Source organism: Vibrio lentus, assembly GCF_002875945.1.
Lineage (GTDB): Bacteria > Pseudomonadota > Gammaproteobacteria > Enterobacterales > Vibrionaceae > Vibrio > Vibrio apostichopi.
In genome coordinates this window covers 1-24,418 of record NZ_MCZK01000002.1, presented here as the reverse complement: position 1 = coordinate 24,418, position 24,418 = coordinate 1, and the positions used below count along the sequence as shown (strand labels likewise).

31 protein-coding genes are annotated in these 24,418 nt (G+C 48.2%); 5 read left to right on the top strand and 26 right to left on the bottom strand.

Going from position 1 to position 24,418, the window contains the following annotated elements; translation table 11 throughout:
* The 19 genes from BCT49_RS00170 to BCT49_RS00080 form a co-directional block, all read right to left on the bottom strand.
* Complete coding sequence (locus tag BCT49_RS00170; RefSeq protein WP_102433672.1) at positions 1-180, bottom strand: hypothetical protein; 180 nt, start codon at positions 178-180, stop codon at positions 1-3.
* Positions 180-1,157, bottom strand: coding sequence for a trypsin-like serine peptidase (locus BCT49_RS00165; RefSeq protein ID WP_102433671.1), 978 nt, complete (start codon positions 1,155-1,157; stop codon positions 180-182). Before BCT49_RS00165 ends, BCT49_RS00170 begins: the two co-directional genes overlap by 1 nt.
* A gap of 10 nt (positions 1,158-1,167) precedes the next feature.
* Positions 1,168-1,353 carry a hypothetical protein gene (locus BCT49_RS25630; RefSeq protein ID WP_102433670.1) on the bottom strand — a complete coding sequence of 62 codons (186 nt, stop codon included), beginning with the start codon at positions 1,351-1,353 and terminating at the stop codon, positions 1,168-1,170.
* A 103-nt stretch (positions 1,354-1,456) separates the two neighbouring features.
* Positions 1,457-1,861, bottom strand: a complete 405-nt coding sequence (locus BCT49_RS00155) for a hypothetical protein (RefSeq protein WP_102433669.1) — start codon at positions 1,859-1,861, stop codon at positions 1,457-1,459.
* A gap of 12 nt (positions 1,862-1,873) precedes the next feature.
* Positions 1,874-2,839 (bottom strand): hypothetical protein, encoded by a 966-nt coding sequence (locus tag BCT49_RS00150; RefSeq protein ID WP_102433668.1) that lies wholly within the window; start codon positions 2,837-2,839, stop codon positions 1,874-1,876.
* A complete protein-coding gene (locus BCT49_RS00145) occupies positions 2,839-3,306 on the bottom strand; it encodes a hypothetical protein (RefSeq protein WP_102433667.1) in 468 nt (155 codons plus the stop codon). Before BCT49_RS00145 ends, BCT49_RS00150 begins: the two co-directional genes overlap by 1 nt.
* Positions 3,307-3,328: 22 nt before the next feature.
* Positions 3,329-3,778, bottom strand: a complete 450-nt coding sequence (locus BCT49_RS00140; protein ID WP_241907997.1) for a hypothetical protein — start codon at positions 3,776-3,778, stop codon at positions 3,329-3,331.
* A gap of 98 nt (positions 3,779-3,876) precedes the next feature.
* The gene (locus tag BCT49_RS00135) at positions 3,877-4,887 is read right to left on the bottom strand and encodes a hypothetical protein (protein ID WP_102433666.1); all 1,011 of its coding nucleotides are present in this window, start codon (positions 4,885-4,887) and stop codon (positions 3,877-3,879) included.
* Positions 4,868-6,424: a GspE/PulE family protein gene (locus BCT49_RS00130; RefSeq protein ID WP_102433665.1), complete on the bottom strand. Its 1,557-nt coding sequence runs from the start codon at positions 6,422-6,424 to the stop codon at positions 4,868-4,870. Before BCT49_RS00130 ends, BCT49_RS00135 begins: the two co-directional genes overlap by 20 nt.
* Positions 6,408-7,190, bottom strand: coding sequence for a hypothetical protein (locus BCT49_RS00125; protein ID WP_102433664.1), 783 nt, complete (start codon positions 7,188-7,190; stop codon positions 6,408-6,410). Before BCT49_RS00125 ends, BCT49_RS00130 begins: the two co-directional genes overlap by 17 nt.
* Positions 7,183-8,388, bottom strand: coding sequence for a hypothetical protein (locus BCT49_RS00120; protein WP_102433663.1), 1,206 nt, complete (start codon positions 8,386-8,388; stop codon positions 7,183-7,185). Before BCT49_RS00120 ends, BCT49_RS00125 begins: the two co-directional genes overlap by 8 nt.
* 9 nt (positions 8,389-8,397) lie before the next feature.
* The gene (locus BCT49_RS00115) at positions 8,398-9,846 is read right to left on the bottom strand and encodes a type II secretion system protein GspD (protein ID WP_339375358.1); all 1,449 of its coding nucleotides are present in this window, start codon (positions 9,844-9,846) and stop codon (positions 8,398-8,400) included.
* Entirely contained in the window at positions 9,846-10,586 is a 741-nt protein-coding gene (locus BCT49_RS00110) for a hypothetical protein (protein WP_133151621.1), read from the bottom strand. The genes BCT49_RS00115 and BCT49_RS00110 overlap by 1 nt, the downstream gene beginning before the upstream one ends.
* On the bottom strand, positions 10,583-10,948 hold the full coding sequence (locus BCT49_RS00105) for a hypothetical protein (RefSeq protein WP_102433661.1): 366 nt from the start codon (positions 10,946-10,948) through the stop codon (positions 10,583-10,585). The genes BCT49_RS00110 and BCT49_RS00105 overlap by 4 nt, the downstream gene beginning before the upstream one ends.
* Positions 10,945-12,162: a TrbI/VirB10 family protein gene (locus BCT49_RS00100; protein WP_102433660.1), complete on the bottom strand. Its 1,218-nt coding sequence runs from the start codon at positions 12,160-12,162 to the stop codon at positions 10,945-10,947. The genes BCT49_RS00105 and BCT49_RS00100 overlap by 4 nt, the downstream gene beginning before the upstream one ends.
* Before the next feature lie 9 nt (positions 12,163-12,171).
* Positions 12,172-13,017 carry a hypothetical protein gene (locus BCT49_RS00095; RefSeq protein ID WP_241907996.1) on the bottom strand — a complete coding sequence of 282 codons (846 nt, stop codon included), beginning with the start codon at positions 13,015-13,017 and terminating at the stop codon, positions 12,172-12,174.
* Positions 13,010-13,726, bottom strand: a complete 717-nt coding sequence (locus BCT49_RS00090) for a VirB8/TrbF family protein (protein ID WP_102433659.1) — start codon at positions 13,724-13,726, stop codon at positions 13,010-13,012. The genes BCT49_RS00095 and BCT49_RS00090 overlap by 8 nt, the downstream gene beginning before the upstream one ends.
* A gap of 13 nt (positions 13,727-13,739) precedes the next feature.
* Positions 13,740-14,735, bottom strand: coding sequence for a type IV secretion system protein (locus BCT49_RS00085; RefSeq protein WP_102433658.1), 996 nt, complete (start codon positions 14,733-14,735; stop codon positions 13,740-13,742).
* A complete protein-coding gene (locus tag BCT49_RS00080) occupies positions 14,732-15,526 on the bottom strand; it encodes a hypothetical protein (RefSeq protein WP_102433657.1) in 795 nt (264 codons plus the stop codon). Before BCT49_RS00080 ends, BCT49_RS00085 begins: the two co-directional genes overlap by 4 nt.
* A gap of 53 nt (positions 15,527-15,579) precedes the next feature.
* On the opposite strand from BCT49_RS00080, the gene BCT49_RS25585 reads away from it, so the two are divergent.
* Positions 15,580-16,098 carry a hypothetical protein gene (locus tag BCT49_RS25585; protein WP_133151620.1) on the top strand — a complete coding sequence of 173 codons (519 nt, stop codon included), beginning with the start codon at positions 15,580-15,582 and terminating at the stop codon, positions 16,096-16,098.
* Here BCT49_RS25585 and BCT49_RS00075 read toward each other — a convergent pair.
* From BCT49_RS00075 to BCT49_RS00050, 7 genes are all read right to left on the bottom strand, one after another.
* Positions 16,040-16,528, bottom strand: a complete 489-nt coding sequence (locus BCT49_RS00075) for a hypothetical protein (RefSeq protein WP_102433656.1) — start codon at positions 16,526-16,528, stop codon at positions 16,040-16,042. The genes BCT49_RS25585 and BCT49_RS00075 overlap by 59 nt on opposite strands.
* Positions 16,529-16,548: 20 nt before the next feature.
* Positions 16,549-17,007: a hypothetical protein gene (locus BCT49_RS00070; RefSeq protein WP_102433655.1), complete on the bottom strand. Its 459-nt coding sequence runs from the start codon at positions 17,005-17,007 to the stop codon at positions 16,549-16,551.
* 55 nt (positions 17,008-17,062) lie between these two features.
* A complete protein-coding gene (locus BCT49_RS00065) occupies positions 17,063-19,567 on the bottom strand; it encodes a VirB4 family type IV secretion system protein (protein ID WP_102433654.1) in 2,505 nt (834 codons plus the stop codon).
* A 1-nt stretch (position 19,568) separates the two neighbouring features.
* Complete coding sequence (locus BCT49_RS00060) at positions 19,569-19,754, bottom strand: hypothetical protein (RefSeq protein WP_241907995.1); 186 nt, start codon at positions 19,752-19,754, stop codon at positions 19,569-19,571.
* Between the two features lie 128 nt (positions 19,755-19,882).
* Entirely contained in the window at positions 19,883-20,230 is a 348-nt protein-coding gene (locus BCT49_RS00055) for a hypothetical protein (RefSeq protein WP_102433653.1), read from the bottom strand.
* The gene (locus tag BCT49_RS25740) at positions 20,223-20,366 is read right to left on the bottom strand and encodes a hypothetical protein (RefSeq protein ID WP_198595795.1); all 144 of its coding nucleotides are present in this window, start codon (positions 20,364-20,366) and stop codon (positions 20,223-20,225) included. The genes BCT49_RS00055 and BCT49_RS25740 overlap by 8 nt, the downstream gene beginning before the upstream one ends.
* A 363-nt stretch (positions 20,367-20,729) precedes the next feature.
* A complete protein-coding gene (locus tag BCT49_RS00050) occupies positions 20,730-20,912 on the bottom strand; it encodes a TraY domain-containing protein (RefSeq protein WP_102433652.1) in 183 nt (60 codons plus the stop codon).
* Positions 20,913-21,061: 149 nt separating this feature from the next.
* On the opposite strand from BCT49_RS00050, the gene BCT49_RS00045 reads away from it, so the two are divergent.
* The 4 genes from BCT49_RS00045 to BCT49_RS00030 all read left to right on the top strand — a co-directional run bounded on the left by BCT49_RS00045 (position 21,062) and on the right by BCT49_RS00030 (position 24,018).
* Positions 21,062-21,691: an XRE family transcriptional regulator gene (locus tag BCT49_RS00045; protein ID WP_102433651.1), complete on the top strand. Its 630-nt coding sequence runs from the start codon at positions 21,062-21,064 to the stop codon at positions 21,689-21,691.
* A 409-nt stretch (positions 21,692-22,100) separates the two neighbouring features.
* Complete coding sequence (locus BCT49_RS00040) at positions 22,101-22,619, top strand: hypothetical protein (protein WP_102433650.1); 519 nt, start codon at positions 22,101-22,103, stop codon at positions 22,617-22,619.
* A gap of 644 nt (positions 22,620-23,263) precedes the next feature.
* Positions 23,264-23,680: a PH domain-containing protein gene (locus BCT49_RS00035; RefSeq protein ID WP_102433649.1), complete on the top strand. Its 417-nt coding sequence runs from the start codon at positions 23,264-23,266 to the stop codon at positions 23,678-23,680.
* Between the two features lie 179 nt (positions 23,681-23,859).
* The gene (locus BCT49_RS00030) at positions 23,860-24,018 is read left to right on the top strand and encodes a Hok/Gef family protein (RefSeq protein ID WP_076653013.1); all 159 of its coding nucleotides are present in this window, start codon (positions 23,860-23,862) and stop codon (positions 24,016-24,018) included.
* The last annotated feature ends 400 nt before the right edge of the window (positions 24,019-24,418 follow it).

The window sequence follows — 24,418 nt, the reverse complement described above, 5'->3', positions numbered from 1 at the left end:
TCACCGCCTTCTGCGGCGAGGTGTCCCGTCCCAATTCTCATGCTCACCGTAAATCAAGTAACCACGATGATGCGTTTTTCTTAATAACCAGAGGGCATTGCTGTAGGTGGTTTTGATAACACGCCAGTCGTTACCATCCAGCATCTCCAACACCACTCGGTCTTTTGAATCGTATCTCATTACTTCTGCGCTTTTCTCAAGCGACCAAGGAAAGCCAGACCGAATAAAGAGAGGAAGCCTAGAGATCCACCGCTGCTACCGCCCGTTGATACGGGTAATGTTGTGCTTTCTTCCTTCTCTTCTACTGGATTTATGTTGATGACTTCATCAGCACTTAACCATAACAGACCCGTCCCCTGTACATCTAACTCATAAGTGCAAGTCTGAAAAGCGTCGATACCAATACTTGGCATTGATAAGCAAGTACCGCCAATAAGAGTAACGTCACCATCTACATTGGCACTATTTAAGGCATTGTTTACATGAAGCGATTGAACCTTGATGGTTTGAATGCCCATGCCGTTTCGTACGGTTGGATAATGCCAACCGTTGATGGTTTCAAGAATAAAATCTTTTGAGTAAAAGAGGTCTCCAAAAACATTGCCTCCGCGAGTGACACCAATCACTTCGTCGCTAGAGTTAAACCACGCACTACCACTATCACCCGGCTCGGTCAAAGTGCTGCCTAACGCTGCTTCATGATTAGTCCGATATTGCGAAATATCACTTATTCTATCCACAACAAATTCCCCACGTTTTAACTCGGTAAGACTACCAGAGAAGCCGTAAGCGTGAACTGCATCGCCGACAGTTGCAGTTGGATTGTTCAAGTTTGCAAAGAATCGAATGTTCTGTGTCGGTTGCTTATCTACACTTAGTATTGAAACATCGTAATCATTATCAATTTCAGAGTAATCAGGATGATCAACTTTTGAAAGGAAAGTAAGGCGACTACCGTCATGCGTGACAATCACGTCATCAGTGATACCACAGTGGGCAGCAGTTAGAATCTTGTCACCACCTACAATTAAGCCAGTACAATTACCTGAGACATAATCATCAAAATTATTTTGCCAATCGACAGTCGTACCGTTCGTAATCGCAAAAGAAGAGCTTGATAGTGCGCTTAATCCTAGCGCAAGTAGTGTTTTTTTCATATCCGTATACCTAGTGTTTTTCGTTGTAGAATCGAGAAATCTCTAAAATAGACACTCTCTGTTTTCTATTGTTTGTAACGCCTGTTTTTTTAGTAGCTTTCTCTATAGCAGTAAGAACGACTTTTGCTTCACTTTCGCTCAAGTACATCTGAGGGATTAGAACCTTACCTTTTCTATAATCGTTAGTCTTTGGCATTATTAATTAACCTTATCAATCTAATCTTTCCGGTAAAGATACAATAACAAACAACTAGCGGTAAGTCAATACCACTAGTTGTTTTTTGCGTTTTAATTAGCGCCTAGCTAGGTTTCGTACAAGTCCAGTAAAAAACTCCTCCCCATTTCCCACGCGAAACACTCATCTTCCAATGATTTCCGGATCGATATATTTGGCCAAATTCACTCTCACCAATCGCAGCACCACCGCTCATAAAGCAGCTATATGACGTGTCCGCTAATGTGCAAACTGTCGAGCCTTGGTTGGGAGCTTGGCATGTGCCATCTTTCGATACGACTGAACCTGAGCCTGATTGTGGCGGCTCTAGTCCATCGTACAAATCTTTTTCATATTCAGCGCGGTTTTGTTTCACACTCTCGTAATATTCAGCTTCGCTAGCATAGCCATCGTCAATCGTAACTTTAGATAGCGCAGAATGGCTTAATACACCACTGAACGCAGCGATGACAATCATCATTCTCTTCATGATTTCTCCTAATTAAATACACTGAACAGAAGCCGTTGCTTTACCATAATGCGTTCGTTCAAGTTTTTTTGTATTCGAATTTCTTAATGTCGTATCAACCCCGACAGTCCAAGCGTTGCTGTTTTGACTTTGAATGTAAGACTTAAAACCAGCAACATAATCATAACCTACATAAGTCGGTGACTCACTAAAGCTAAGCGTTAGGTTTGGTAATAAGTCTTTGCTGCATGTTGGTTTTTTGACTATCTGACCATGCGATACAGCCTCAATTGTCACAAGGCGTTTCGAGACGGATATCTGACCGCCGCCCACTCCTGCTATCATGTAGTCTCTAGCATTGGTGATACCAAACAAACCACCCAAATCCCAATCCCCAAGCAAGGTCGAGTCATCACCGCTGCGTTTGACTAACCCGTCATACGCAAACGCCTTATCCGGTCTTTCAATACGAAGTGTGAGGGTGTTTTTTGCCTCATCAAATATCACGTTCGGCAACTGACTGAACATTTGCAGTGTGACGTTACGCTCTAAGTGGTAGCTCTCCAATCCGGTGTCTTGCAGTGGGATAGTCAGCTCTGCGCGATAGAAATCAGGGTAAGCGGCACCAATCGGCACGCCTATTCTCTGATAGCCTTGAACTTCCCCCCACGGCGTTTCGTCATAACGCCAACACGTACCAGCTCGACTGTCAGCTTCAGAACATTCGGGAATGTAATCGCCTTCCAAGTCTGAAAGCATTCGTGGATACAGAGCATAAGAGTTAATACTTACCCCCGTTTGATATTGCGTAGTAGCGTACGCGTGCATTTGCTGCTCAAGGTACAGAATGCGGTTATAGAAAGAGTTCACATCGCTTTTGATGCGCTGCGTCGTCATGAAAGTAGAGAACTCCAGCGCCGCCATGGTCGCAATCCCCATGATAAGCAGCATTGAAATGGCGGCCACAAAGCCGCCCTGTTTTTTTCGATAATTCATCATTAATACTCAAAGCACCCCGTTGAACGATTCCATCCATCCCAGTCGGGCTGATCCATTACAATAGGCTCATAAAAGCGCAAGGTTGAGGGGGCTTGGGTTTCGTCAGGGGCTAAATAATAAGAAAACGTATCCAGATTCAAAGACGCCTTCATCGTCACTTCAATCTCGATATCTCTGGGTTGGGTGTTCGATAGTGAATCTTGCCGATAACGCACTTGATAGCTCGCCAGTCCATCACTGGCGGGCGGTGTGATATTCGACATCGATAAGGCGGTTTGAGGTAAGCAGCGACTGAGTAACACGGACTTATGATAGAAAGCGACGCTCTCTTCTTTTAAGTGTGTGATGGCTCGTTGAACCACCATAGCGCGCTGGTAGTCCTGATGCGCTTTTTGGATCGGCAATACCACCCCTATCACCATCGCACCCGTTAAGGACAGTGACAGCGAGAGGCTGAGCGTGCTCATCCCTCGCTGCCATTGAGTGACCTTAATAGGTCATGGTGATGGAATTGCCAGTCGTTGAGATAGTGGAACAACCGGAGGCTTCGATACAGCCTTCACGCGTAGCTGGTGCCATGGTATTCGATAGGCTCACGACGCGGTCTGGGTCGGACGGCAATGTACCGGTTAAATCAAACAGGCCTTTTGAGCCACTGTTGACCGTTACGCTCCAATCGCCACCAAACGGGTTGGTGGCCTTACCGTCATTACTGGTACCACAAATGCTGTCGGACAACTCACCATCTTCACACACCTTCGTTATGTCGATGCCCTCAAAGTTCGGGCGGGCTTTTTTCCACGCGCCGACACTTCGCACAATTTCAGAGGTTTGCGTTTGGAACTGAATTTTATTCCATTGATATTGCATAGTGGGCACTTGCCCCATAATGAAAATCAACCCAAGCGCCATGAAGCCCACCGCGATGAGATTGTCCATGATGGCCGCGCCGCGCTGCTTGTTGCGCATAAAATGAGTCGATTGAGTCTCTGTGTTTCTGTTTGGCTTTTTCACAAAAGCTCCTTAGTTATTAACAATTAAAATGAAGAGGTCGCCATACCAAAAATCAGGAAGAGGCCACCGGTTAACATCAGGGTCATCACACTGGCCAGCATCAACTTAAACGTGACCATGGCAACGCTGTTTATCATGACCATCTCTTGGGTTAACGAGCGCTCGTGCATCATGGCGGATTTACCTAATGTGATGGCCGCGTCCGTTGACTCTCCAAGGAGCTTGAGTGAATCCAACTCTTCACCAAGTAAGAGGCCGGTATCGAACACCAAGCCAACGTTCGTCTTACCTTGACGAATACGCTCGCGCATCACATAGATGTGCGACTGCAAGTAAGGGGATGCCGAAGACTGAGCCACATCCAGCGCTTCACGAATACCGACCCCAGCACTGAGTTGGTTAGCAATCGAGGTGAGCAAGTTGGTACTTTGGATTTGACGGTATTGTTTGTAGACCGGCAATCCATCAACACGAGCGCGAGCCGCGCCCGTCCAACGGCGCAGCGAGACGCCTACCCCTATCAAGACGAGCGTCGCGACCAGCAATAGCAAGGGGCCGCTTGACCACCAAAACTGACCGAACCCATCGGCAAGAGCGCTCACGATGCCCCACCGGGCTCTTGGGTATTGCACCGCTAATAACTCAAACATGAAATGACTAATAAACGCGCTGGCAGTCAACATCCCCACCATGCCGAGGGCGGGCTTGGCAAACGCTTTAATCATGAGAGAGGCACTGGCCTCTCCAAGACTGACCACCTTGATGGCCTCTTTGATGCCTTTCGAGAAATGCCCACTGTTGTCTGCTGCTCGAAGCGCTAAGAGCGCCCCCTCGCTGACAAATGGGGCGAGCCCATCGGTGAGACTTTTGCCCTGCGCTAAGGTTTGCTGACAGTGCAAAGCGACGGGGGAAAAGGCTTTTCCGCCGTACTTTTCAAGCTGCATCACAATGCCTTTTTGGTGGATACCGGCTTCACTGAGTCGCTCGATGCTTTCCAGTAACCGGATTTGCTGCTTATTCGGCAGTCGCTTCATGCTGTGGGTGCTCCCAAATTGAGTGATAAACGGTGTGCGTGTCTTTCGGTAACATGTCATTGACGGACGCGGCAGCTGTGAACAAATCCACGCTCCCTTGCGCTATCTTGTGATTGGCATGGTCAACCACGCTTTGAAAGCCCTTTCGCTCTAGCGCTTCACGCCAGCCAAGATAGTTACGCTCAAGAATGAAGGCGCGGTCTTCGTCATCGAGCACAATCATCTCGATGAGCGCCGTACGCCCTTTCTCGCCTTGATGGCAGTGCTCACAACCTTCTGGGTGTTTGAATGTCACTTTGGAGAAATCCACACCATCTTCAAAGCCTTGTCGCCACGCTTTGTACTGCTGACGCTGAAACTTGGTGAGCTTCGCTTTTTTAAAAGGTTGGCTGCAATGCAGACACAAGGTGCGCACGAGGGTTTGATAAATCCACAGCTTCATTAAGTTCGGCGCGGCAATTAACGCGGTCGGCACGCCCATTTGCTCGTTGAGCGTGTGGGCGATACCTAACGCGCTGGACGTGTGCAAGGTGGAGAACATGATTTGCCCTGTCTCTCCTTTTCGGCACACGCTCATCGCGCCGTTCTTGTCACGCACCTCACCGTGCATCTCGATATCAATGTCGTGACGCAGTAACAGCTTGCTGTACTCGAAAAAGCCGTCCGAGCCCATCTCTTTGGGCACCGAGGTTTGAATCACGCCCAAATCAAACTCAACAGGGTCTTCCAGCGTGTTAATGGAGCGGCCTTGCCGCTTCATTTCATTGAGCGCACTGGCAATGACCGTCGATTTTCCCGATGAGGTTTGACCCGCAATCAAGCAAATCCCCGATGGGGAGGCCATAAAATCGCGCATGATGCGCGTCTGACCTTGACTCCAGCCGAGCGAATCCAGCTCAGGGATGTGAGTCTGCTTGTTCGTCCAGCGCAGCGTACATTGCCCACCTTTGCCTTTAGCGGGAATGTAACTCAAGCGCCAGTGCGTCACCCGACGCCCTTCTGGGGTGTCGAGCGGGAGACTCACGCGCCCGTTGTTTGGGCGATTGAGGTAGAAATCCCCGTCTTTATCTTCGGCGAGTTCATTGAACAAGTAACCAATCAACAACTCACCGTATTCACGCTCATCAATAGGCGCAAGAAGCGGCGTCATTCGCCCATCGACTCGCGCTTCAAACCGAGTTTGCGCCTCAAACAGCTCAATATGAATGTCAGACGCCCCCTGTTCGGTTGAGAGCTCGAAGATTTGACGGGCGCGGGTCGCCGTTTCGGTTTGCATCAACTCACTCTTCTCTGACGATGAGTGCTCTGTGATGCCTTTGAGTAGATGTTTCAGTTGCGGGAGTTCACAGTGGCGTATCGTGTTTACTGGTGCAAATTGGCTCTCATCTTTTTTAAGTAAAGATTGAATCGCTTCAATCGCTTCACTGTCAAAGTTCGACGTCAAAATCACCCCATCAGAGAGCAACACAGCGTCGCCGTATTGGTAGTAGATGGACTTTAAGCCGTCCGATATCACCACATCATGAGCGTGAGGCATTCAATACCTCCTCTTCAGAGGGCACTACAGGCGGCAGTGATTTAGGCACATACAGCGTGAACTCTTCTCCCGTTTTACTCATCATCAATACCGACCCTTTATCGATGCGGTGAATTTTGAGCTCATCAATCCACGCCCCCTGCTCAACAGGGATTAGGCGACCTTGATATTCCACCCACGCTCTGGCGGTGCTGGGCGTTAAAATAACGCTCTTGAGCTGCATCTGTTGGTATTGAGACTGTGAAACCGCCTCAACACTGACCTTTTTCGGTGTGGGCTTAGCGACCGGCGCGGGGATCACTTCGGCTTGATACGCCTTCGTTGCCACCACTTCGCCTAACTTGGCCTCTTGCACCTTGGTGTTTTGCTGACTGAAATAGCGCACTTTCAGCCCATCCAAAGCTCGCTTGGAATCCTTATCGACCGACGGCAGAGACGGGCGGCTGACGCCCGCCGTTGGTGAAAAGTCAATGGCTTGCAACTCATCAAGGGATGACGGTGGTGATTCAGGAATGGGCTCAACCACCGCATCAGGCTTTGACGCGGTGGCTTCCACTGGCACATCGAACATCACGCTCTCAACTTGATTGACTTGAGGGGCTGTGGGTTTATTGGATGCGTAGACGCTATACCCCACCGCTATCGTCCCCGCTATCAACAGCCCGCCCGTTAAGGGCGTCAGCTTGTTCTTGTTTTTTTTCTTTGGTTCAACGCCCGATTCGGGCGCTTTTTCACTCGACGTATCGAGCGTCTTATCGTCACTCATTGATTAGTCCCACCATAGTTAGTTCAATGGTTGCAGCCATATCTGCATCACTCTCCCAATCCATATTCAACGAATTTAAAGTGATGAAAGGCTGATTTAAAATATCCCCTAAAAGCAACAATTTCCCAGCCTCTCCGGACATGGTAAAATGAAGCTTCATGAACGTAAGCTCGCCTATTTTCGAGACCATCACATCGGGATCAGGTACATCCAACAACATCAGATAAAACAACAAGTCTTCTGAAAACGTCGTTAAGTCATAGAGCTCGAACTCACCCGCATAACGCGTCGGACGCTCTATCGTGTCAGCGGCAACCTTGGGCTTCCCGTCCTCCCCAATTTTAGGGTGTCCATCTTCATCCAGCTCGACCTTGCCATGATGCCAATAAGGGGACTTGTTCGGGTTTAACTCACGCCAATAGCGCGCTATCTTCGGGGTGACTTTGCCCGTCAGTGATATCGTCACAAGACCATCCGCCCAAGAAGCCTCATTAGCCTTAATGGGCTCTGGCATCATTTGCGTGTTCACCATGCCCACTATCATCTGCTCAATCGCATCCGATACCCGATATTGATTGGGGAAATTCGCTTCAAATTGCGCTTGAGGGGACAGCGTTTCAGCTTTCTTGACCTCAACCACTTGCTGAACGAGGGACTGTGATGTGTCTTTCAGGGCGTAAGTCCCCACCGCGCCCAACACCGCCATCAGACCCAGCACACTCAATATGGCTTTGTAAGGCGGGCGTTTAACCGGCGGTAGTGAAAAGGCGGCTTGCTGCTCGCTGGTCAGCATCGGCAGTGCCACCTGTTTGCTTTTGAAAAACGGCACTTCAGGCGCCGACTCGCCCATCACCAAGACTTTCTCAGCATGGTGGCACTCGTACGCCAAGTCTTGCGCAAAATCGGCAAGCGTCCCGACCACCTCTTTGTGGACAAGACCATCCCGCAACTCAATACCACTCCATTGGTGTTCGTTGTGCTCATGAGGCACAAGCACCAAGAGTCGCGGTAAGGCTTCCCCCTCCACACTCAGCGCCGATAACACCGCTTCACCCAGCGCAAACGCCGGCGCGTCCGAGTAATATCGCACCACACCCAACTCGCTCCCGCCCAGACGTTCAAAAGGCGCAAAATGCGCCTTTTGGTGAGCCTTTAACTGTTTTTGCGTTCGGCAATCATACCGCTTCGCGATTTGCATACGCGCTCCTTATTGCACCTGCCTTGGGGTTAACAGCACCAGCGTTTCCACTGTGGTGTTGTTGCTTCCCGTCCCACCAAAGAAGGTCGTCCAAAAACTTTTCGTTTTCTCATTGGTTCGAGAGGTTTGTTTGACTGAGGCGACGACATAGGTTTGCCCGTAGCGAAGCTTGTTCGGCACGGTGATTTCGGCTTTTGACTTGGTTAAAAAGCCGAGCTCCACATTCGCCACGGTTTTGGTCTCTTGCGACGCAATCTTTTGAAGCTGGCCGCTCATGCGCAGATACACATGGTCAGCTTGAACATTCGCCACCGCCATGAAATCCACGCCTTCGACCTCTTCACGACGGGTCACACTGGTGCTAACGACCCCCTCACTACTGTCAGAGCTGGTCTCATACACGTACGGCACAAGGCTTTGTTGCGAGATATGGGCAGGTTGGTTGTTGAGCAAAATCGCGGTAATGGGCGTTTCGGTTGATACGCTGCCCTGCTTTTCCAGCACTTTAATCAGCGCTTCGGTGCCCGACCATTTACCAGTACCTTGGAAGGCAAAGCCGTAACCGGCTTCTTGAGAGACGGTATTGGTGCCGGGTATGAAAAACTGCAACACACCATCGCCCGATTCATACGCCAGATTCCAATCGACGCCCCGCTCCGTACCGAGGTTGGAGCGAAACTCAATCACGCGCACATCGAGCAACACTTGCTTGGACAGCTCTTCACGGTAATGCTCAATCAAACGCTCGACTTGCACCATGCGGTCGGGGCTGGTCGTGACCGTCACTGTACTCATGTTGATGGAGGCCGTCACCGAGCCCACTCGCTCACCTTCATCCTTCCCGAGAATGTTGATGATGGCATCGCGGATTTCATCCGCGACTTTGACGTCATTGTACACCGCGTTCAAATATTGCCCTTCAATGCTGACCTCATCCTCTTCACCACCGCCCCCTTGAGAGCCAAGCTGACCGTTCATCGTGCCACTTGGGATATTCAAGAAGAACGTCTGAGTCACCGTGCTGGACACCTCAAGACGCCCATCTCGCATTGCGATGCCATAGCCCACATCCCGAGACAGCGCATTGAGTACATGCTCACGAGTGTTGGAAAAGTTCAGTGACACAATCGCATTCGGGTTAGTGCCTTCCGAAAAATAGAGCGGCACATCAACGCCCGCCATGATTTCTTCCAACACCACCGACAAAGGCAGCTCACTGGCAGAGGCTGTCACCACCTCATCAAGCCATGGGTACTGCACTTCATCTTCAATGGGCGCAAAAAATTGTGGCGGCTTTTGCGAGCGCACCACTTTGTCTCGCGTCACGTGCGTGGTTTTTTCAGCGATATCTTGTTGAACTTGCGCGTTATAGCGCTCATTGTCATCGTACGCTTGAGAGGTACACCCAACCAACAGTGCCAATAGTGCGCTGCACAGCGCGGTTTTCATCTTTCGCATCAATATTCCCCTTCAATGAAGACTTGATTGGTGGAATCCACAATACGTGCATTAACCGGATACCCGTCCAGCACCGAAGTCAGCGCCCCTTCGATGTCGTCTTTCGGGGTCAACAGGTAGTAATCCGCACTGAATTGATAATCTTTCGGCGATACCCAACTGCGGTCATTGCCCTCCCCTGACTTCCACACAAAGCCATAGTTTGTCACCACATGACCCATCACTTGTTTCAGGGAAGCGCCAGACACGCGAGTCAAACGGGCTTGCCCATCAAAATCAAACACCCCCACCACACGCTTGCCGTGGTAATCGGCTTCAATGTAATGCAAGGACACCCCAAGCGCCTCGGCGAACTCATCCACCGCTTTTTTGAGGCTGCCTTGATACGATTTCGCCGCGTCGTGCTTTTCATTGAGTTTTTCTTGAACGTCGGGACTCATTGACCAAGCAATGTCATCCACGCCCTGCGCTTTAAACCAGCGACGCAACGCTCGCTCTGAGCTTTCGCCCTTCTTCACAACAAACGTTGAGAGCGGCGTGACAGCCTGATGAGTTGAAGCGGCGGTGCGACCTTGCGTCAAGGCCACATCGACAGGGGATATCAAAGAAAGGTCGCGCTCAATCAAATTAATGTTGGCCAGCCTGAACGCTTCGCCTTGCCCTTGATAAGGGGGCTCAGTCGCACACCCAGCCAAACCGACCACCACAGCCATCCCTAAAACGGGTAAATAACGCCTCATAGCATCACTCCCTTGCTGAAGGTAATGAGTTTGTGCTCTCGGTCTACGATGAGCGTGTTGTCTTGCCCAATCAGCAACTGCAAGGCGTGCGTCACCGGCATGGTTCGGTGCATTCGCGCGGCGGTCGGAATGGGATGTGACAAAATCGCCTTGGCGCTTTTCGGCGCGGGGTAATCGGTCACAATGTGGTAGCCCAATGGCTCTAACAGCCACTTAGCGGCTTCTCCGACCGTTTTCATTTCCGGTGGGAAGAGCGTTCGAGCGGACACTTGCAGCGTGTCTACGTCGGTCAGAGGCGCTGAAAACGCGCAAGGAGCCAAAAGGCTCCCTGCGAGTAAGGCGCTCAATGTTCTTTTTTTCACAGATAGTCCTCGTAAAGGTTACGCCAAGGCGCAAGGTAGATGTCGTCTTCAATCATGATGTTCATGCTTTGCCCAGCGCGAATCGTTGTCGTCGGCACCAATTGCAGATATTTTTGGGCGTGAGGCGCCACTTGGTCGCGTAGACCCTGAGAAACCTCACCAGAATAAGAGCCTTCCGATTCGCCGGTGCCGTCATAACTGGTGTTATCCGCAACCAGCGCATAGGCCGCCACACCCATGAACTGCTCAATCCAGTGGTGGTCAACTTGGTCACTAATTCCGGTCATGCCTTCTCTGTCCATGCCTGATGATTTAGACGTGTCGATTTTTTTACCGTCCGGCAAAATTATCCACGGGACGCTCATCCCCAACACCGCGTTAATCGCCTCATTGGTGGTGCTCATCTTGACGCTTTTGATGATGACCTCAGAGCCTTTCGGAATAAGCACGTACTGCTCGGTCACATCAAACACCGACTGCGACACCACCGCCTTAAACGTGCCAGCACGGTCGCTGTTGGCTTTCATCACCGTGACCGCCGGTATTACCGTCCCAATCGGTAATTTCTCCAACCCTTCGGTTGAGGCGTTATAGGTGTTCTCTTGAGTAAAGCCCACAATGGTCTCCGGCGGTTTGGAAAAACTGGACTCCAATCTCGCCACCGCTTGAGTTTCTGGCACCTCTTCTCCAACCGAGTAGTTTCCTGCTTTGATTTTTGCTTTCAGCTCATTGAGCTTGCTGAGCTTGCGGCTGATGTCCAATCGCTGCGCTTCACTGGACAGCAAATGGTCAGGGGTATCTTCATTGGCAGGGACGCGTATCGAGTTTTGAGGGGCGCTGGGTGCTCTTGGGGCTTGTCCCCACGCGCTCATTGACGCCATTTTTGCCCGCCGAAACTCCGCCAGTTTGATTTTCTCCCGCTCTTGGTCAATGACGCTCACCACAGGCACCTCAAGACGAGGTGCTGGCTCAGGACGACGATTGCTGAACGCCTCCACGGAGTCTTTGGCTTGGTCACGCTCTTTGACAATATTGGCAAAGTCCGTAGGCTCCGCCGATACGGGCATGGTTTCAACGGTGGTCGGCGTGGGCAACGCCTCCTTAGGTGAATCTCGATTGAAAAAAGCCGCGAGCCCCACCAAAAAAAGTGCCCCCGCAAACCCAAAAAAGACCAGCGCCAGATGCGTCTGCACCCAATTTTTTATATTGTCCATGGCGCCCTCTTAGATATTGGAGCGCGTCACGTTATCGGTGCGCTGCACCTCCACCGTGATGTCATCAATGCGTAAGCGAAAGCTCGGGTAAATGCCCGTAATTTTGTAAATCCCATACGCATCATCGTATTTTGTCGGTGCGATAGCGGCTTTGCCGCCAATCTCCGTCTCGACACTCAACACCCCACGGTTAGGATTCGATAAACGTAAATAGGTGAATTGCCCATCGTCGTACACGTCAGAAATGGCGTCTCGACCAATGAATTGGTCGCCGTCATCCCAGACATAACGGGTATAGATGCGGTATCGATATTTACGAAGCGCGTCCACCACGGCTTTGGCTTGGGTTTCCTTGGCTTCTTTCGTGGTAGCGGCCAACTCCTTTCTTAACCGCGCGATGGTTTGACGAGACCTATCCGGCATGGCCGCTTCTTGTTTTTGCGTCATGAACGCCGATATTTTCGCCTTTTGCTCTTTCGACATTAAAGATGAATCATCATTAACCAACACGCACGCTTGATTGCTCTTCGCCTTGGTTCGGGTCGCCAAAATATCAAACACCTGACCGTCCTCCGTAAAAGCAAAAATCATGGTGCTTTTCCCTTCGGGTTGGTCACTGTTGGGTTTAATGAGGATTTGGTTGGTGCCTTCCAGCCCATCCACATCCCATAAATGTGGGTTTGACACGGTTGGCTTGGCAATTAAGTTGGAGGGCAGTTGCACTCGCCCGCCCAAATATCGCGCCGAAGAGATGGGAATGATTTCCCCTGATTGATGGTAAAGCGGTTGACAGGTCGTCGCCCAAGCCGACAACGACACGCTCATCAACCCTAACGCCACTATCGCTCTATTCACGACGTCGCTCCTTGGTTAATTGGTAAGACAATACAGTCAGTCCGAGTGGGTTTAGACGCAGCGACTCCATACTGCGCTGCGCCAATTCCGATTTATCAGCCAAGCGCCATTGCAGATTCAGCACCAAATGTTCCGGCTGAGGCTGTCGCCCGCTGCCTTCAATTTGACGCGTTAAATAAACATTGCTTCGCACCACCGACGCTGAGGCCTCCCCCTCTTTCCACGCCACTTGGTCGTAATGCTCCACCCCGCGTTCGATGGTAATCACCGCCCGTTGGCCGTTTTTTCTCAACGCCTCGATTTTCTCCAGCGCATTGAACCCTTGAGGGCTCAAAAACTGCGCGTTTAAGTCGGGCGACATGAACACGCTGGCTTCGCCCCAATCGGTTTCAATGGTTTCCGGCGTGACCGCGTAACGGGACAGAGCAAATCGTTGCAATAACGCATCAATGGTCGTCTTGTAGAAAAGCTGCGCATCGTCAGGTTGATAATCCACCATCGACCACCCACCGTTGGGTTCGAGCTTCACATATACCACCTCTTTGTTGTTTTGCGCTTTCACAAACGCAAACCACAACAGCAAGAGCAGCAGTGCCATGACACCACACAAGGCCAACACCGCGACAAACCACCGGTTACGCTCCACGCGCAACAAGGGTTTATCTTCGCGCTTTTCAGGCGCAACAGGCTCCATAAGAATAGGTTCCATTTAAGCCGCTCCTTTACACCGGTTTGATTTTTGAGATAACTTTAGCAAGTTGCGCCGCGCCTGCCGCATTGGCTTTGGCTACCCCAGCCCCTGCGGAGGAAGCGCCTTTTGACAAGGCTTTCCCTGCGCCTTGAACCAGACTTCCTACACCTTTACCAACCGCAGCGCTCGGAGAGGACACTCCGCCCGAAATAGAAGCAACCAGCCCCATACTCGATACCACAATCGCCACCGCTAAAATCATGGTGATCAACAAATCCATATAATCGTTGGCACCCATCAGCCCCTCACGACCACCAATCTCTGTACATTGAGCCACCAAACCGCTTGGACACTGCAAAACACCCGACGCTGTAAACTGCGCTTTAATCGCAATCGCGGCTAAAACGCCGGCAGCCCTTACAACAACGAGTAGCAATAAACTTCCGAACGTGAACCGCATCCAACCATCAAACAGGCTACGAGTCGCGGGATGAACCAACATAGGGAAAAAGAAGACACCCAAAATTTTAGCCAGCAGTAGACTCCAGACCGCCCATGCGCCAATAAAGTACATGGCTAATACCAATAAAAAGCTGATGCCAATCCACAACATGTACATCAAAATATCGCCTACGGCCATATCCCAAAATGAAATCTCTTCGCTGTAAATACCGTCCAACGCATAACCCACCCACTTAAACAAAAACATCGGGTCTCTTGACCCGATTCCTAGCTCCAAGAGACGTAAACCTAGGTCATCAAAGCCTTCAAAAAGCACATCAAAGGCTGAGCTGTAAAAAGGGTAAGCCGATAAGACAATCAGCACCATGAGCGTGGATTGGGCTATCTTTTCAGGCTCAAAGCCAAACAACATGAAGCGAGCGACTTCTTGGAAATACAAAAGGCCGCACAAAAAAATGAGCAAGCCAAAAGAAGCTTGCTCAATCACAGGGTCGCTCATCACTTGGGTGATGAATTGCGTCACATCGGCTAAAAAGCTTTGCCGAAAAACCGTATCGGCGCTCATCGTATCGGCCTCGTGTCTTCCACCACACCTTGCGCCTTGGTTTCTTCAATGCGCTCAATCTGCGCTTGCTCTGCGCGTAAAATGGCGGCTGAAGTTCGATGTTCCATTTGATTGGAATTCGAGTAAGACGACAAGGTCATGTCATTTTGCAAGTCAAGCTGGTCAATCAACACTTGGTTCTGTTCAACCAAGAGTTGCAGCGTAGCAAGCTCAGTTTCATTGCCCAGCGTCAAGCGCGTGGCATCTAAGGCGTCTTGATTGGTTTTGATTTGAGCATTACGGGCAGCAAATTGCTGCGCCTCTTCACCTTGAATGTGGCTGTCTGCGGCCAGTTGATAGCTGCGTTGGTAACTCGAAGGCACCGCCCCTAACGTAGACTCGACATGTCGATAGGAAGTATCACGGTCTGGTAATGCCCCATATCGATTGTCCATATGAGGCGAACTGTACACGTGCTCATTGCCCGCGCGTTGCTCATAGGCGCGATTCACCTGCCTCGCGATGGCTTCGTAATCACGGCGGTCAATCTTATCTTCAAGTTGGGTCACTTGATTCAGTAAGACGTTATACTCACGCAGCATTTGTTGGTATTCGTCTATCGCAACCAGCAGTTGCTGAGTATTGAGGCCGGTTTGCTGCAAGATTTGTTCATACTCACTAATCAGTTGCTCGTACTCCGTAATGGACTGCAAAAGATTGGCCGCATCAAACGTAGGAAAACCAGAGGCTCGCACCACCATTGGCGTGGATAAGGCACTGGCTATCACCAGAGCTAATAGTGTTTTTTTCATGGGATGACCTTATGCGCTAGAATACGCTCGGTTAACGTAAAGAGATGAAAACAATGAAATTATCAAAAAAGAAAAAGGCACTCTCTGCCACCTTGCTATTACTGACATTAACAGGGTGTAGCTCAAATGGGGGCATCAAAACGGAAGACATTCAACTTACCGTGGACTATCACCTCAATAGTTCAGGCGAATGGAAACAACAGAAACTCCCCTTCAAAATCACAAACACGCCTTTTAAAGACGATGACTGGCAACCTCGCATTCAACAATCCATAGAGAACTATTCTTTGACGTACTGTCCAGACTCAAACCATTGCCGAATAATACCTATCACTTTGTTTTTGGATTATGAAATCAAAAAAAATGGGGAGGCCTACGATATGGAGGGGACTCTATTAACCGAAGGCACCATAACGACGACCACCATAGACCGAACCCCGTTTCAGCTTCATTTGACAGGTAGCACAACCAAGACCATCAGTAACGCCCTAGGTATGCAAGTCATCTTGAGAGTCAACTACCCCTCGCCTTCGACAAACAAACCCGCGGAGATTGAACAATCTCTTTATTAAATGGAAAGGATTGACACTGGACGTCATCACTCGGCACAACTTCAAACAAAAACGTTTCACTGACTTCCTGCTCAGTGAAAGTGATGGAGAGTTTGACCTTATCAGCATTGATTTCATCAAGGACATATGACCAGCCATTAGGGATCTCCTTCATGCCACCATCAAACGCTCGTTCTTTGGTGATAAGGTACATCGACCTTCTTTGTCCTTGATGGCGGGAATCAAATATACCACTAGAAGGAAACTGCCCCCCCTTAAATTGCACAGTAATTTCAACCATCTCTTTCGACACATCATCAAGCGAGAAATTCGGTGGCGGCAAGCTAGAGTCCGCCAGAGCCCAATGGTAATCCGACAAGTCCGATACTTGCGCCAGAGTTGGTGTAGATAAGGCGCTAGCGACCACCAATGCTAATAGTATTTTTTTCATGGAATGACCCTGCAAAATGATTAATGTCGAGTTAAGCACAACTCGACCGGCTCCCCACTCATGCTGAGGTTATTGCAAGACACCTCCCCCCTAGACAAGGAGATGGATGTATCAAGCGCATAGATAACCTGCTGTTCATCCTGCAAATTCATTATGCCTTCCAGCGCCTTTTTATAGACAAAATCAACCGCCATGAAGTCTGCCGCTTTTGACCGTGGACTGAGCTCCAGCTCAATCCCAGATTGCGTAAGCACACCACCTTCACTCTCGATTGTTTTTGTGCTTGAAATGTTGGTTTTTTCACCATCAATAGCAACAAAGTGGAACGTAGACACAACGCGACTCTCCTCTTTGATTTCAAGCAAATATGAGCTCATATCGGCAACAGGCTGAGGAATGGTAAGCTCATTATGGACACCTTCAGCCATCGCCGGTGTCATGGTCAATGCAAGAGTTAACCCCAAAATTCTATTTTTCATCTCTATTGTCCTTCTGTTTTTGTTAATGTGTTTTTCTCGACGAGTCCCGATAGGCTCATCCAAGATTTAACTCAGCCACGATTCTATCGACAGCGACATCGACATCCGGCTCTTCATTGAAAATGCGCTGAGCCAAGGCCGCTTCATGAGGGCGTGACGTCGCCACCACATACTGCTCAGGCTCAACATGAAGATTAATCACCTTGGCAATGCCCGCATCAGGCTGCTTGATGAAGGCTTGCTGCTTAGGTTTAAGTGAGCCAATCACGTCTAGCTCAGCTTGAGTTAAAAAAGGAAAGGCGTGCAGGTAGTCTTCTCGCTTCATTTCCGCATCCGCCATGAAGATGAAGGTCGTGGCGGCGCTCATTAAAGTGCCCCACTCCGACAAGTCAGAGTAATGCTTAGGCGATTGCGTCCAAAACCCCATGCCACCGCCGTGTTTAAACCATGTTCGCGCTTTCGCTATCACAAACTCCGCTGCGCCTTTTTGCGATAAAACGTATTGTGCTTCATCCACTTCAAAGAACTTAGCCCGAGTGCGGTATTGAGGGTCTTCAAACAACCGAACGCTGCGAAAGAATATTTCCGTATTCACCAACTGCGCTAATGCTGGGGTGTCTTTCACCCCTTCCGTGTTATAAACCGAAAACGGTTTATTCAACACACCAATGGCGTCCACTTCATTGTCAAACAAATTGCCGTAGATACCGCCACGCTTGAAGTTCTTGAGCTTCTGGTTGAGAGAGGGTTTGCACTTGCCGAGCATCGAGGAGAAAGAGCGTAGCTTTCCGTCTTGTGACATCACATGAACAATGGCGCTTTCCAACTCGTCTTGCTCTGTTGCGGTCAGTGTTTGCAACTCTTGCGCGTCGTTCATCAGTAGCATCAGACGAACCAACTCCAACATATGACGCACAAAACCGTCATCCCCTTGACCGCGACTCATGAAGAAAGGATTAAACCCTTTCGATTGCTGCGTGTCCTTCAAGCAGAACAACGCCGCATCGTCTTTAAAGAATCGAGCTAATGGCTCGCTCCCCGCATCAATATCCATGGCGCAATACATGCCACCGAGCTTTAAGAAGTGATTAGAGACACATTGTTTTAAAAAAGTCTTACCGCTTCGGGTCGGACCGACACCAATCACCAAACACTTATCCCCGACAAAGGGCGTGTAGTGAAACGGCACACCATCATCACTTTCAAAAACGTACAACGCCTCTTCGGGCTTATCATTACGAAGCCATGTGGGAAACCCTTCATGACTGCGAAAGAACAGCGAGAGCGCCCCAGCTTGACTGCTGTTAATCACGCTCGACCGGACGCTTTTCTTGTTTGAGCCGAGCAGCAACAACTCATACGCATCCAGCAATCCTGCCTTTTCCCACAGTAGATGAAAATCCGAGTTGTCCAACACTGACTTCATGCGCTTTGTGCATTTTTTTACTTTCTGCCAATCTTCATCAAAGACCACCACAAACGAAAGCCACTCACCGTACTTGTCTTCATCTTCGCTCATTCGCTCCAAATCACGCATGACGGCACTTAACGCATGGTTGCTCTCGATTTTCATACGAATCGAGCCTTGGTCAGCCTCCCCCTTCGCCAAGTCCATCAGCGAGAGCTGAGAGCGGTGCAATTCCGCTTCGCGGTCTTTCACGACGCCTCGCTTACCTTGCTTGGAATAGGACTGAAAACGGGTAAAGAAAAGATAGTTGCCCTTTTCCAGTGCGGGGTTAGCATCACTTGCCCATGCGCACTCTGGGGTGTAACTCATACCAATGCCATTCACGGCAGCAATGCGAGCATACACCACGCTGTCATGCTCAATTTTTAAGTAGTGCTGCCCCTCCAACACCACAACACTGACGTGACCACTGGAAAGCAGCCTGTCCCAATCTTGATTGGGAGCGGACAGGTAAGGGGCAGAGAGCGCTTGAGGCTGTAACGTGACCAATGCCTTTTGCAGGGCAAAAATTTGAGGGGACGTGAGCTTTTCATTAAACAGAGAGCGAAAAGAGAGGCCGAGCATCGTGTTATCGAGCGCCTCATCCAGCAACTCACACTGCTCAAAGAGCTCTCTTTCATCAAACAACACAGAAGCGCGATTGGACAGTGCAATTTTCAATTGCTGCCTTGCGCTGACATCAAACAAAGCGGTCATACAAAGACGCACCATCTCACTGCCCAGAGAGGCGTAATTGGCCACACTTTTCACTTCAACCGTCCAAAACAGCGACGATTGATAGAGCTCACGCTTATGGTTTAAAAATGCCGCGCGTCTCGAAGATACCAGTTGCGCTCGCGCGTTATCGCGACGCGTAAATTCAATGTCTGGGCTGTCATAATGAAAGTAATGCTGAGTTAATGTGGCTTCAAACGGAAGCCTTTGTATCACATGGCGCAGCAGTAATGACACCCACGCTTTTTCTTCGGGTGACAACAAATTGGGCTCAACGCCGGATAACGAAATCACGCCCAAAACCGAGCCGTGATAAGTCAATACCTGCCCTTCATCAAGAGCAGCGTACGTTTGAATGGCTTGGTTTAGGGCGCTCATATTAAAAACTCTGTAGCCAAGTCATGACGGTCGCCAAACTAAACAAAGAAATCGCGCCTACACAAACTCTGAAAATCCACGCCATCACCGCACTACCGGATTGTGGTGCAATAATCCACAACATAATCGCGGCGGCCGCAGAGATGAACACGACAAACAAGGTGCCCGTGCCCCCTAGAAAGTCCACAATTTCCTGAAAGAAGGCCGCTATCTTCGCAAATCCGCCCGAACTAGAGCCGAGTGAGACTGACGCATGAGCTTGAGTGGCCAACATACAGTACAAAAAAAGCCCCAAAGAGGGGCGAGTAAGAGTTGTCATCGTTGTTGTTTCCATTGTTGATATGAATAAACGCCCTGCTCTTTGATGATAGAGAGGCGCTTGATATTGACGTCATCCGACGTCAAATCCGTTGTCTTCCGCCTCGCTAGCCAAAATACCCACGCGTGTGGGTCATCTTCATGCGCCCAGCGAAGCGGCATCATAATGAGAGCGCACCACAGCGCACCTATTGGCAACCCAAATAACCAGCCAAACCAATCAATGAACACAATGAAGCCAAAGCCCGCAAAGAGCCCAGCTAACGCGAAGAGTTTGAGTGGAATACCGAAAAGCAGCGTGACCGCTGAGAGGTGCTGAAATCGCTTGAGTTGGGGGTTATTCATGACGCTCCAGCCCGAGCACCAACGGCCAATCTTCCCAATCAAGTCCGGAGGATTTGAGTTCTTCACGCAACTCAATACGTCGCCTAGCCTCAGCCTGCCTAGCTAGACGCTCAGAGGATTCTTTTTTCTTACTCATCCACACTCTCTCTTATTTGAGTTTGATTGATTTTGCAAATCACACTCAAAGAATGTGATTTGCAAAGGGTCTTAACCGAACCGCCAAGACCAAGGCGGCGCTTATTTACATTTCGGGTCATTCTCACAGTTCAGCCATACCAGCCTATGCACTTCCATTATCTATAGGTCGCACACCCGGTCGCCGTAGCGGTAAATAAGGTTGATTTCAGTGAATTTCTGTCCTCCGTCACTGGTTTGCTCGGAGTGACCACGCAGAGTAAACCCCGCGTTAAGTCGTTCATGGCACACATTGTTAAAGAGCGGTGTTTAAGATCCAATTCCACACAGGAAACGGACAAAAAAAATCAAATCTTGTCGAGTCTTACTCTGGTGACAAAATTTCTTTTTGCTGTTTTACAGGCAAGCGATAAAACGCTCGCAGCACAAACAGCGCTTCAATTCGTTTACTTCGGCCATGAGCCGATGCTGAGCGCGTAAGGTGCTGGTTCGTCTCATAGTCGAGAGTTGCCGTCACATTCGTGCATTTTTTAGTTTCAGAAGTCATAGAAAACTCAATTGCATACCTGATCAAACAAACAGTAAACAAAAAAAAACAACAAAGTAAACAAAAAAAACAAGGATGTATTTGGGGTTTCAACAAATAAAACGTGAAATAGCCAGAGTCGATAACTCAAGTTAATTCACGGGAACGCAATGAGATTTGGCGATAGGTTAAAGATCCAAAGAAAATTAAAAGGAATAACGCAATTAGAGATAGCAGAGCATGTATCTCTCTCAAAAATGGCAGTATCTCGATGGGAAAAAGGGGATAGTATTCCGGCAGGAGAAACCCTAAATGATCTAGCCAAACTATTAGAAGTTGAACCTAAATGGTTATTAACTGGAGATCTGGAGGGTCACAGAGAACATGTTATCTTCGTAGACTTTTACCATGAGATCTTTGCTAGTGCTGGAGATGGGAATCTCTGTAATAACGAAGCTCCTGAGATGTACCCCATACCTAAAAGTATTGTAGAAAATGAAGGTGAGGAAAATATTTGTTGCATCAGGGCAAAAGGAAACTCTATGACTCCTGTTTTACAGGATGGGTCTATTATTGCTCTCAATATCAACAAAAAAGAACTCAGAGATGGGATGATGTATGTCATACGACAAGGAGATTTACTTAGGGTAAAAGTATTAATAGAAACACCAGATAATATTATCATCCGAAGCTATAATCAGGACTTTGATGATGAAGTCATATCAAAAGATGCTAGGCTTGATGAAAATTTAACCATAGTTGGTCGGGTTGTTTGGCATTCATCGTATTTAGCCAGCTAAGTAAACAAAAATATCTTTGATAAATAAAACTAAAAATGCGATAGTTATGTTGTTCAAACAGAGTGCACCACATAGCACATTACTACATAGAGTTATATGTAGTGTATTTTTGAATTGAATGTGTTAGGGGTGGTACCTTAACGTTAAGCATTTGCAAAAAAGCCGCCTTACCCAGAGAGTAGGCGGCTTTTTTGTATAAAAAATTATTATTTGCCTCTTCCATTCATCTTGTGTACTCTGAGTCATCTTTGTTTTTAGCAACCAACTAAAAACATTCAAACCTCTCTGGAATTTAAAATGAAAAACTCTCCTTATCTACAGCTCATAAAATCATCAGAACCAGCCTATTCACCAAATGAACCTCAAACTTGCCGTTTGACTTTCTCATTTGAGATGAAAGGTGGTTACGATGACTACCGCTAAAAAAGAACTCACTCTTCTCGAACACCACAATCAACTGACGGATGCTATCGCTCGGGATGAAAGCATTTCTGCGGACATCAAATCCTTGTTGGTTTGTATCTCAACGTTCTTTAATACTCAAAAACAATGCGCATTCCCAAGCCGAAAAAAAATCGCTGCGAGAATGGGGTGTTGTGTTAACTACGTTACAGAGCTGATAGCCAAAGCCAAAAAGACCGGTCGAATTAAAGTCACAGCTCAATTCACCAAAACCGCCATTGACTCCGCCCCAAGACAAGTTGCAAACAAGTACGAATTTGCTCTTGAGATGTTCGGGTTATATTACAAAAAAGCCAAAACGCTTTTTAATCGACATCTCAGAAAGAAAAACAAGAAAAAAGAAGCCACTCAACAAGCATCAGCCGCTAGAGTTGATTACATCACTCAACAATTAGACGAAGCCTCAGTGTCAGAGCAACCTGATATCGACACTTACGAGTGGGAAGAATACGAACCTCCCAAATAACCCCTCAAATTTTTAGAATGCCGTTAGCTCGGTAGGCTTTTTTACATCTCAAGAAAAGTAAATGTGACACCTATCACAAATCAACCTCATCCCCAAACACCTAACCCATCAAAATCCCCATCAAATACGCCCAATTCTCCCTAAAAAGCCATAATAGGCCTACCCCCTAAAGAAATTCGTGTAGGCAATCCTAAAGGTAGACCTTTAGGTCTTCCTAAAGATATTCAGGTAAGCAAAACAAAAGAATTAAATAACATTAGAATAAATAAACATTAGAGTGATTCATTCCTGATTTGGGTGTGGGTAACTTTCGTGAGGAACGAGCGAATAGTTATCCATCGCCCAAATCCGACAAGCGAAGCGCGTCAGTCTCATCCCCCACGGCTAACTTGATCGATCCCCTCTTTAGCTCTCAAATTAGGTTTTTCAGTGACCGTGCCATAGTTCAGGTTAGAGCGATATTCCGCTTGCTCACCCTCCGACTGGCTACGCCAGCTACGGGATTGCGCCGAGCGGTTGAATTGGAAAGCTTACTTGGTATTTCCCAGTAAAAACTTTGGGTATGCGGATTTAGTGATTATGCCATCGATGGGGTATGATTGATGACTCACTATTAACTTTAATTAAACAGGATTTGAATTTTTATGGGGTCTTTTGTAAAAGCAAACCTAATCAATAATGAAAATATTAAGTATGAAGGGAGAGTAAGCATTTGGAGCTTACTACCTAACTTTGTCATTGGGTTACTCTTACTTCAATTTTATGGTTTTGGCTTGATTTTTTGGCTATCTGGATTAGTTAAATATTACACAACAGAGTTAGCTATTACTGATAAGCGGGTTATTGCTAAATTTGGTCTTATCAGGCGTAGTACAATTGAACTTAGCCTAGTAAAAACGGAGAGTGTACAGGTAGAGCAGGGAATTATCGGTCGTATTTTTAATTTTGGAAGTATTGTTGTTGGAGGTGCTGGTAATGCTCAAGCACCTATTCCAGGGATTTCTCAGCCTTTGGTATTTAGGAATGAATTCTTAAAAATTCAGGAAGATAGCTTAACTTAACCTGAGTCGTGATATAGTGTTTACGGGTGCTCTTGGCTGTTTGCCATGAGCAATCATTTAAACATTTTTGTTTGTGGCAGATAGACAAAAGCCCCGAAAGTTAATTAAAACTTACGAGGCAATGTATGTATCCAAACACTACAAATATTAGCCTCTTTATCACTAGGAGGCAACAAAAAATGCCCAAGAGTAAAATAGCCCTGATGGGCTTGGTGGTGATTTGTTTCACCGTTCTGTGTGGACTTTTTATTGTTCGAGACTCGCTCTGCGAGGTTCGATATAAAGATGGAAGTACAGATTTCCTAGCACGCTTTGTTGTCTACGAAATGGTAAGGTAGCTGAGCAGGAAGAGGCGTAAGCCTCTTCCTGATTCAGTGTTGTGATTCATGCCAAGGCGCACCCAAATCCTTCCTTCTGAACACTCAAATCTTTTTCTTCATGTCTATTTTCACGGCGTGTTATGTATCATATGTTAAATAGACCTATTAGCTCTTGCTGTGTATGGTTAAGCTGATGAGTGGTTGTGACAGGAGTAACAAGGAGTGGGGGGATGAATCAGCCTTCCCATCAAACTGAAAAGACTGATATCTTAATTTTGCGGACTAATGAGAAAGCTGGGCTATTTCGTCTTTAGTCAGGCCTGTAACGTCGGCAATGGATTGTGGTTCGATGCCATTTAGCATCATTTTAATCGCCATCTCCTTTAGGGCTTCTTGGCGTCCACGCTGCTCACCTTGT

What these genes read in the sequence shown, in the direction of transcription:
- BCT49_RS00165 (WP_102433671.1), bottom strand. Translation starts at nt 1,157, where the DNA reads ATGAAAAAAACACTACTTGCGCTAGGATTAAGCGCACTATCAAGCTCT.
- BCT49_RS00075 (WP_102433656.1), bottom strand. Translation starts at nt 16,528, where the DNA reads ATGAAAAAAATACTATTAGCATTGGTGGTCGCTAGCGCCTTATCTACA.
- BCT49_RS00080 (WP_102433657.1), bottom strand. Translation starts at nt 15,526, where the DNA reads ATGAAAAAAACACTATTAGCTCTGGTGATAGCCAGTGCCTTATCCACG.
- BCT49_RS00090 (WP_102433659.1), bottom strand. Translation starts at nt 13,726, where the DNA reads ATGGAACCTATTCTTATGGAGCCTGTTGCGCCTGAAAAGCGCGAAGAT.
- BCT49_RS00130 (WP_102433665.1), bottom strand. Translation starts at nt 6,424, where the DNA reads ATGCCTCACGCTCATGATGTGGTGATATCGGACGGCTTAAAGTCCATC.
- BCT49_RS00070 (WP_102433655.1), bottom strand. Translation starts at nt 17,007, where the DNA reads ATGAAAAATAGAATTTTGGGGTTAACTCTTGCATTGACCATGACACCG.
- BCT49_RS00125 (WP_102433664.1), bottom strand. Translation starts at nt 7,190, where the DNA reads ATGAGTGACGATAAGACGCTCGATACGTCGAGTGAAAAAGCGCCCGAA.
- BCT49_RS00110 (WP_133151621.1), bottom strand. Translation starts at nt 10,586, where the DNA reads ATGAGGCGTTATTTACCCGTTTTAGGGATGGCTGTGGTGGTCGGTTTG.
- BCT49_RS00145 (WP_102433667.1), bottom strand. Translation starts at nt 3,306, where the DNA reads ATGAGCACGCTCAGCCTCTCGCTGTCACTGTCCTTAACGGGTGCGATG.
- BCT49_RS25630 (WP_102433670.1), bottom strand. Translation starts at nt 1,353, where the DNA reads ATGCCAAAGACTAACGATTATAGAAAAGGTAAGGTTCTAATCCCTCAG.
- BCT49_RS25585 (WP_133151620.1), top strand. Translation starts at nt 15,580, where the DNA reads ATGAAATTATCAAAAAAGAAAAAGGCACTCTCTGCCACCTTGCTATTA.
- BCT49_RS00170 (WP_102433672.1), bottom strand. Translation starts at nt 180, where the DNA reads ATGAGATACGATTCAAAAGACCGAGTGGTGTTGGAGATGCTGGATGGT.
- BCT49_RS00040 (WP_102433650.1), top strand. Translation starts at nt 22,101, where the DNA reads ATGACTACCGCTAAAAAAGAACTCACTCTTCTCGAACACCACAATCAA.
- BCT49_RS00045 (WP_102433651.1), top strand. Translation starts at nt 21,062, where the DNA reads ATGAGATTTGGCGATAGGTTAAAGATCCAAAGAAAATTAAAAGGAATA.
- BCT49_RS00065 (WP_102433654.1), bottom strand. Translation starts at nt 19,567, where the DNA reads ATGAGCGCCCTAAACCAAGCCATTCAAACGTACGCTGCTCTTGATGAA.
- BCT49_RS00050 (WP_102433652.1), bottom strand. Translation starts at nt 20,912, where the DNA reads ATGACTTCTGAAACTAAAAAATGCACGAATGTGACGGCAACTCTCGAC.
- BCT49_RS00140 (WP_241907997.1), bottom strand. Translation starts at nt 3,778, where the DNA reads ATGGACAATCTCATCGCGGTGGGCTTCATGGCGCTTGGGTTGATTTTC.
- BCT49_RS25740 (WP_198595795.1), bottom strand. Translation starts at nt 20,366, where the DNA reads ATGAGTAAGAAAAAAGAATCCTCTGAGCGTCTAGCTAGGCAGGCTGAG.
- BCT49_RS00030 (WP_076653013.1), top strand. Translation starts at nt 23,860, where the DNA reads ATGCCCAAGAGTAAAATAGCCCTGATGGGCTTGGTGGTGATTTGTTTC.
- BCT49_RS00120 (WP_102433663.1), bottom strand. Translation starts at nt 8,388, where the DNA reads ATGCAAATCGCGAAGCGGTATGATTGCCGAACGCAAAAACAGTTAAAG.
- BCT49_RS00115 (WP_339375358.1), bottom strand. Translation starts at nt 9,846, where the DNA reads ATGCGAAAGATGAAAACCGCGCTGTGCAGCGCACTATTGGCACTGTTG.
- BCT49_RS00085 (WP_102433658.1), bottom strand. Translation starts at nt 14,735, where the DNA reads ATGAGCGCCGATACGGTTTTTCGGCAAAGCTTTTTAGCCGATGTGACG.
- BCT49_RS00055 (WP_102433653.1), bottom strand. Translation starts at nt 20,230, where the DNA reads ATGAATAACCCCCAACTCAAGCGATTTCAGCACCTCTCAGCGGTCACG.
- BCT49_RS00035 (WP_102433649.1), top strand. Translation starts at nt 23,264, where the DNA reads ATGGGGTCTTTTGTAAAAGCAAACCTAATCAATAATGAAAATATTAAG.
- BCT49_RS00100 (WP_102433660.1), bottom strand. Translation starts at nt 12,162, where the DNA reads ATGGACAATATAAAAAATTGGGTGCAGACGCATCTGGCGCTGGTCTTT.
- BCT49_RS00155 (WP_102433669.1), bottom strand. Translation starts at nt 1,861, where the DNA reads ATGAAGAGAATGATGATTGTCATCGCTGCGTTCAGTGGTGTATTAAGC.
- BCT49_RS00150 (WP_102433668.1), bottom strand. Translation starts at nt 2,839, where the DNA reads ATGATGAATTATCGAAAAAAACAGGGCGGCTTTGTGGCCGCCATTTCA.
- BCT49_RS00135 (WP_102433666.1), bottom strand. Translation starts at nt 4,887, where the DNA reads ATGAAGCGACTGCCGAATAAGCAGCAAATCCGGTTACTGGAAAGCATC.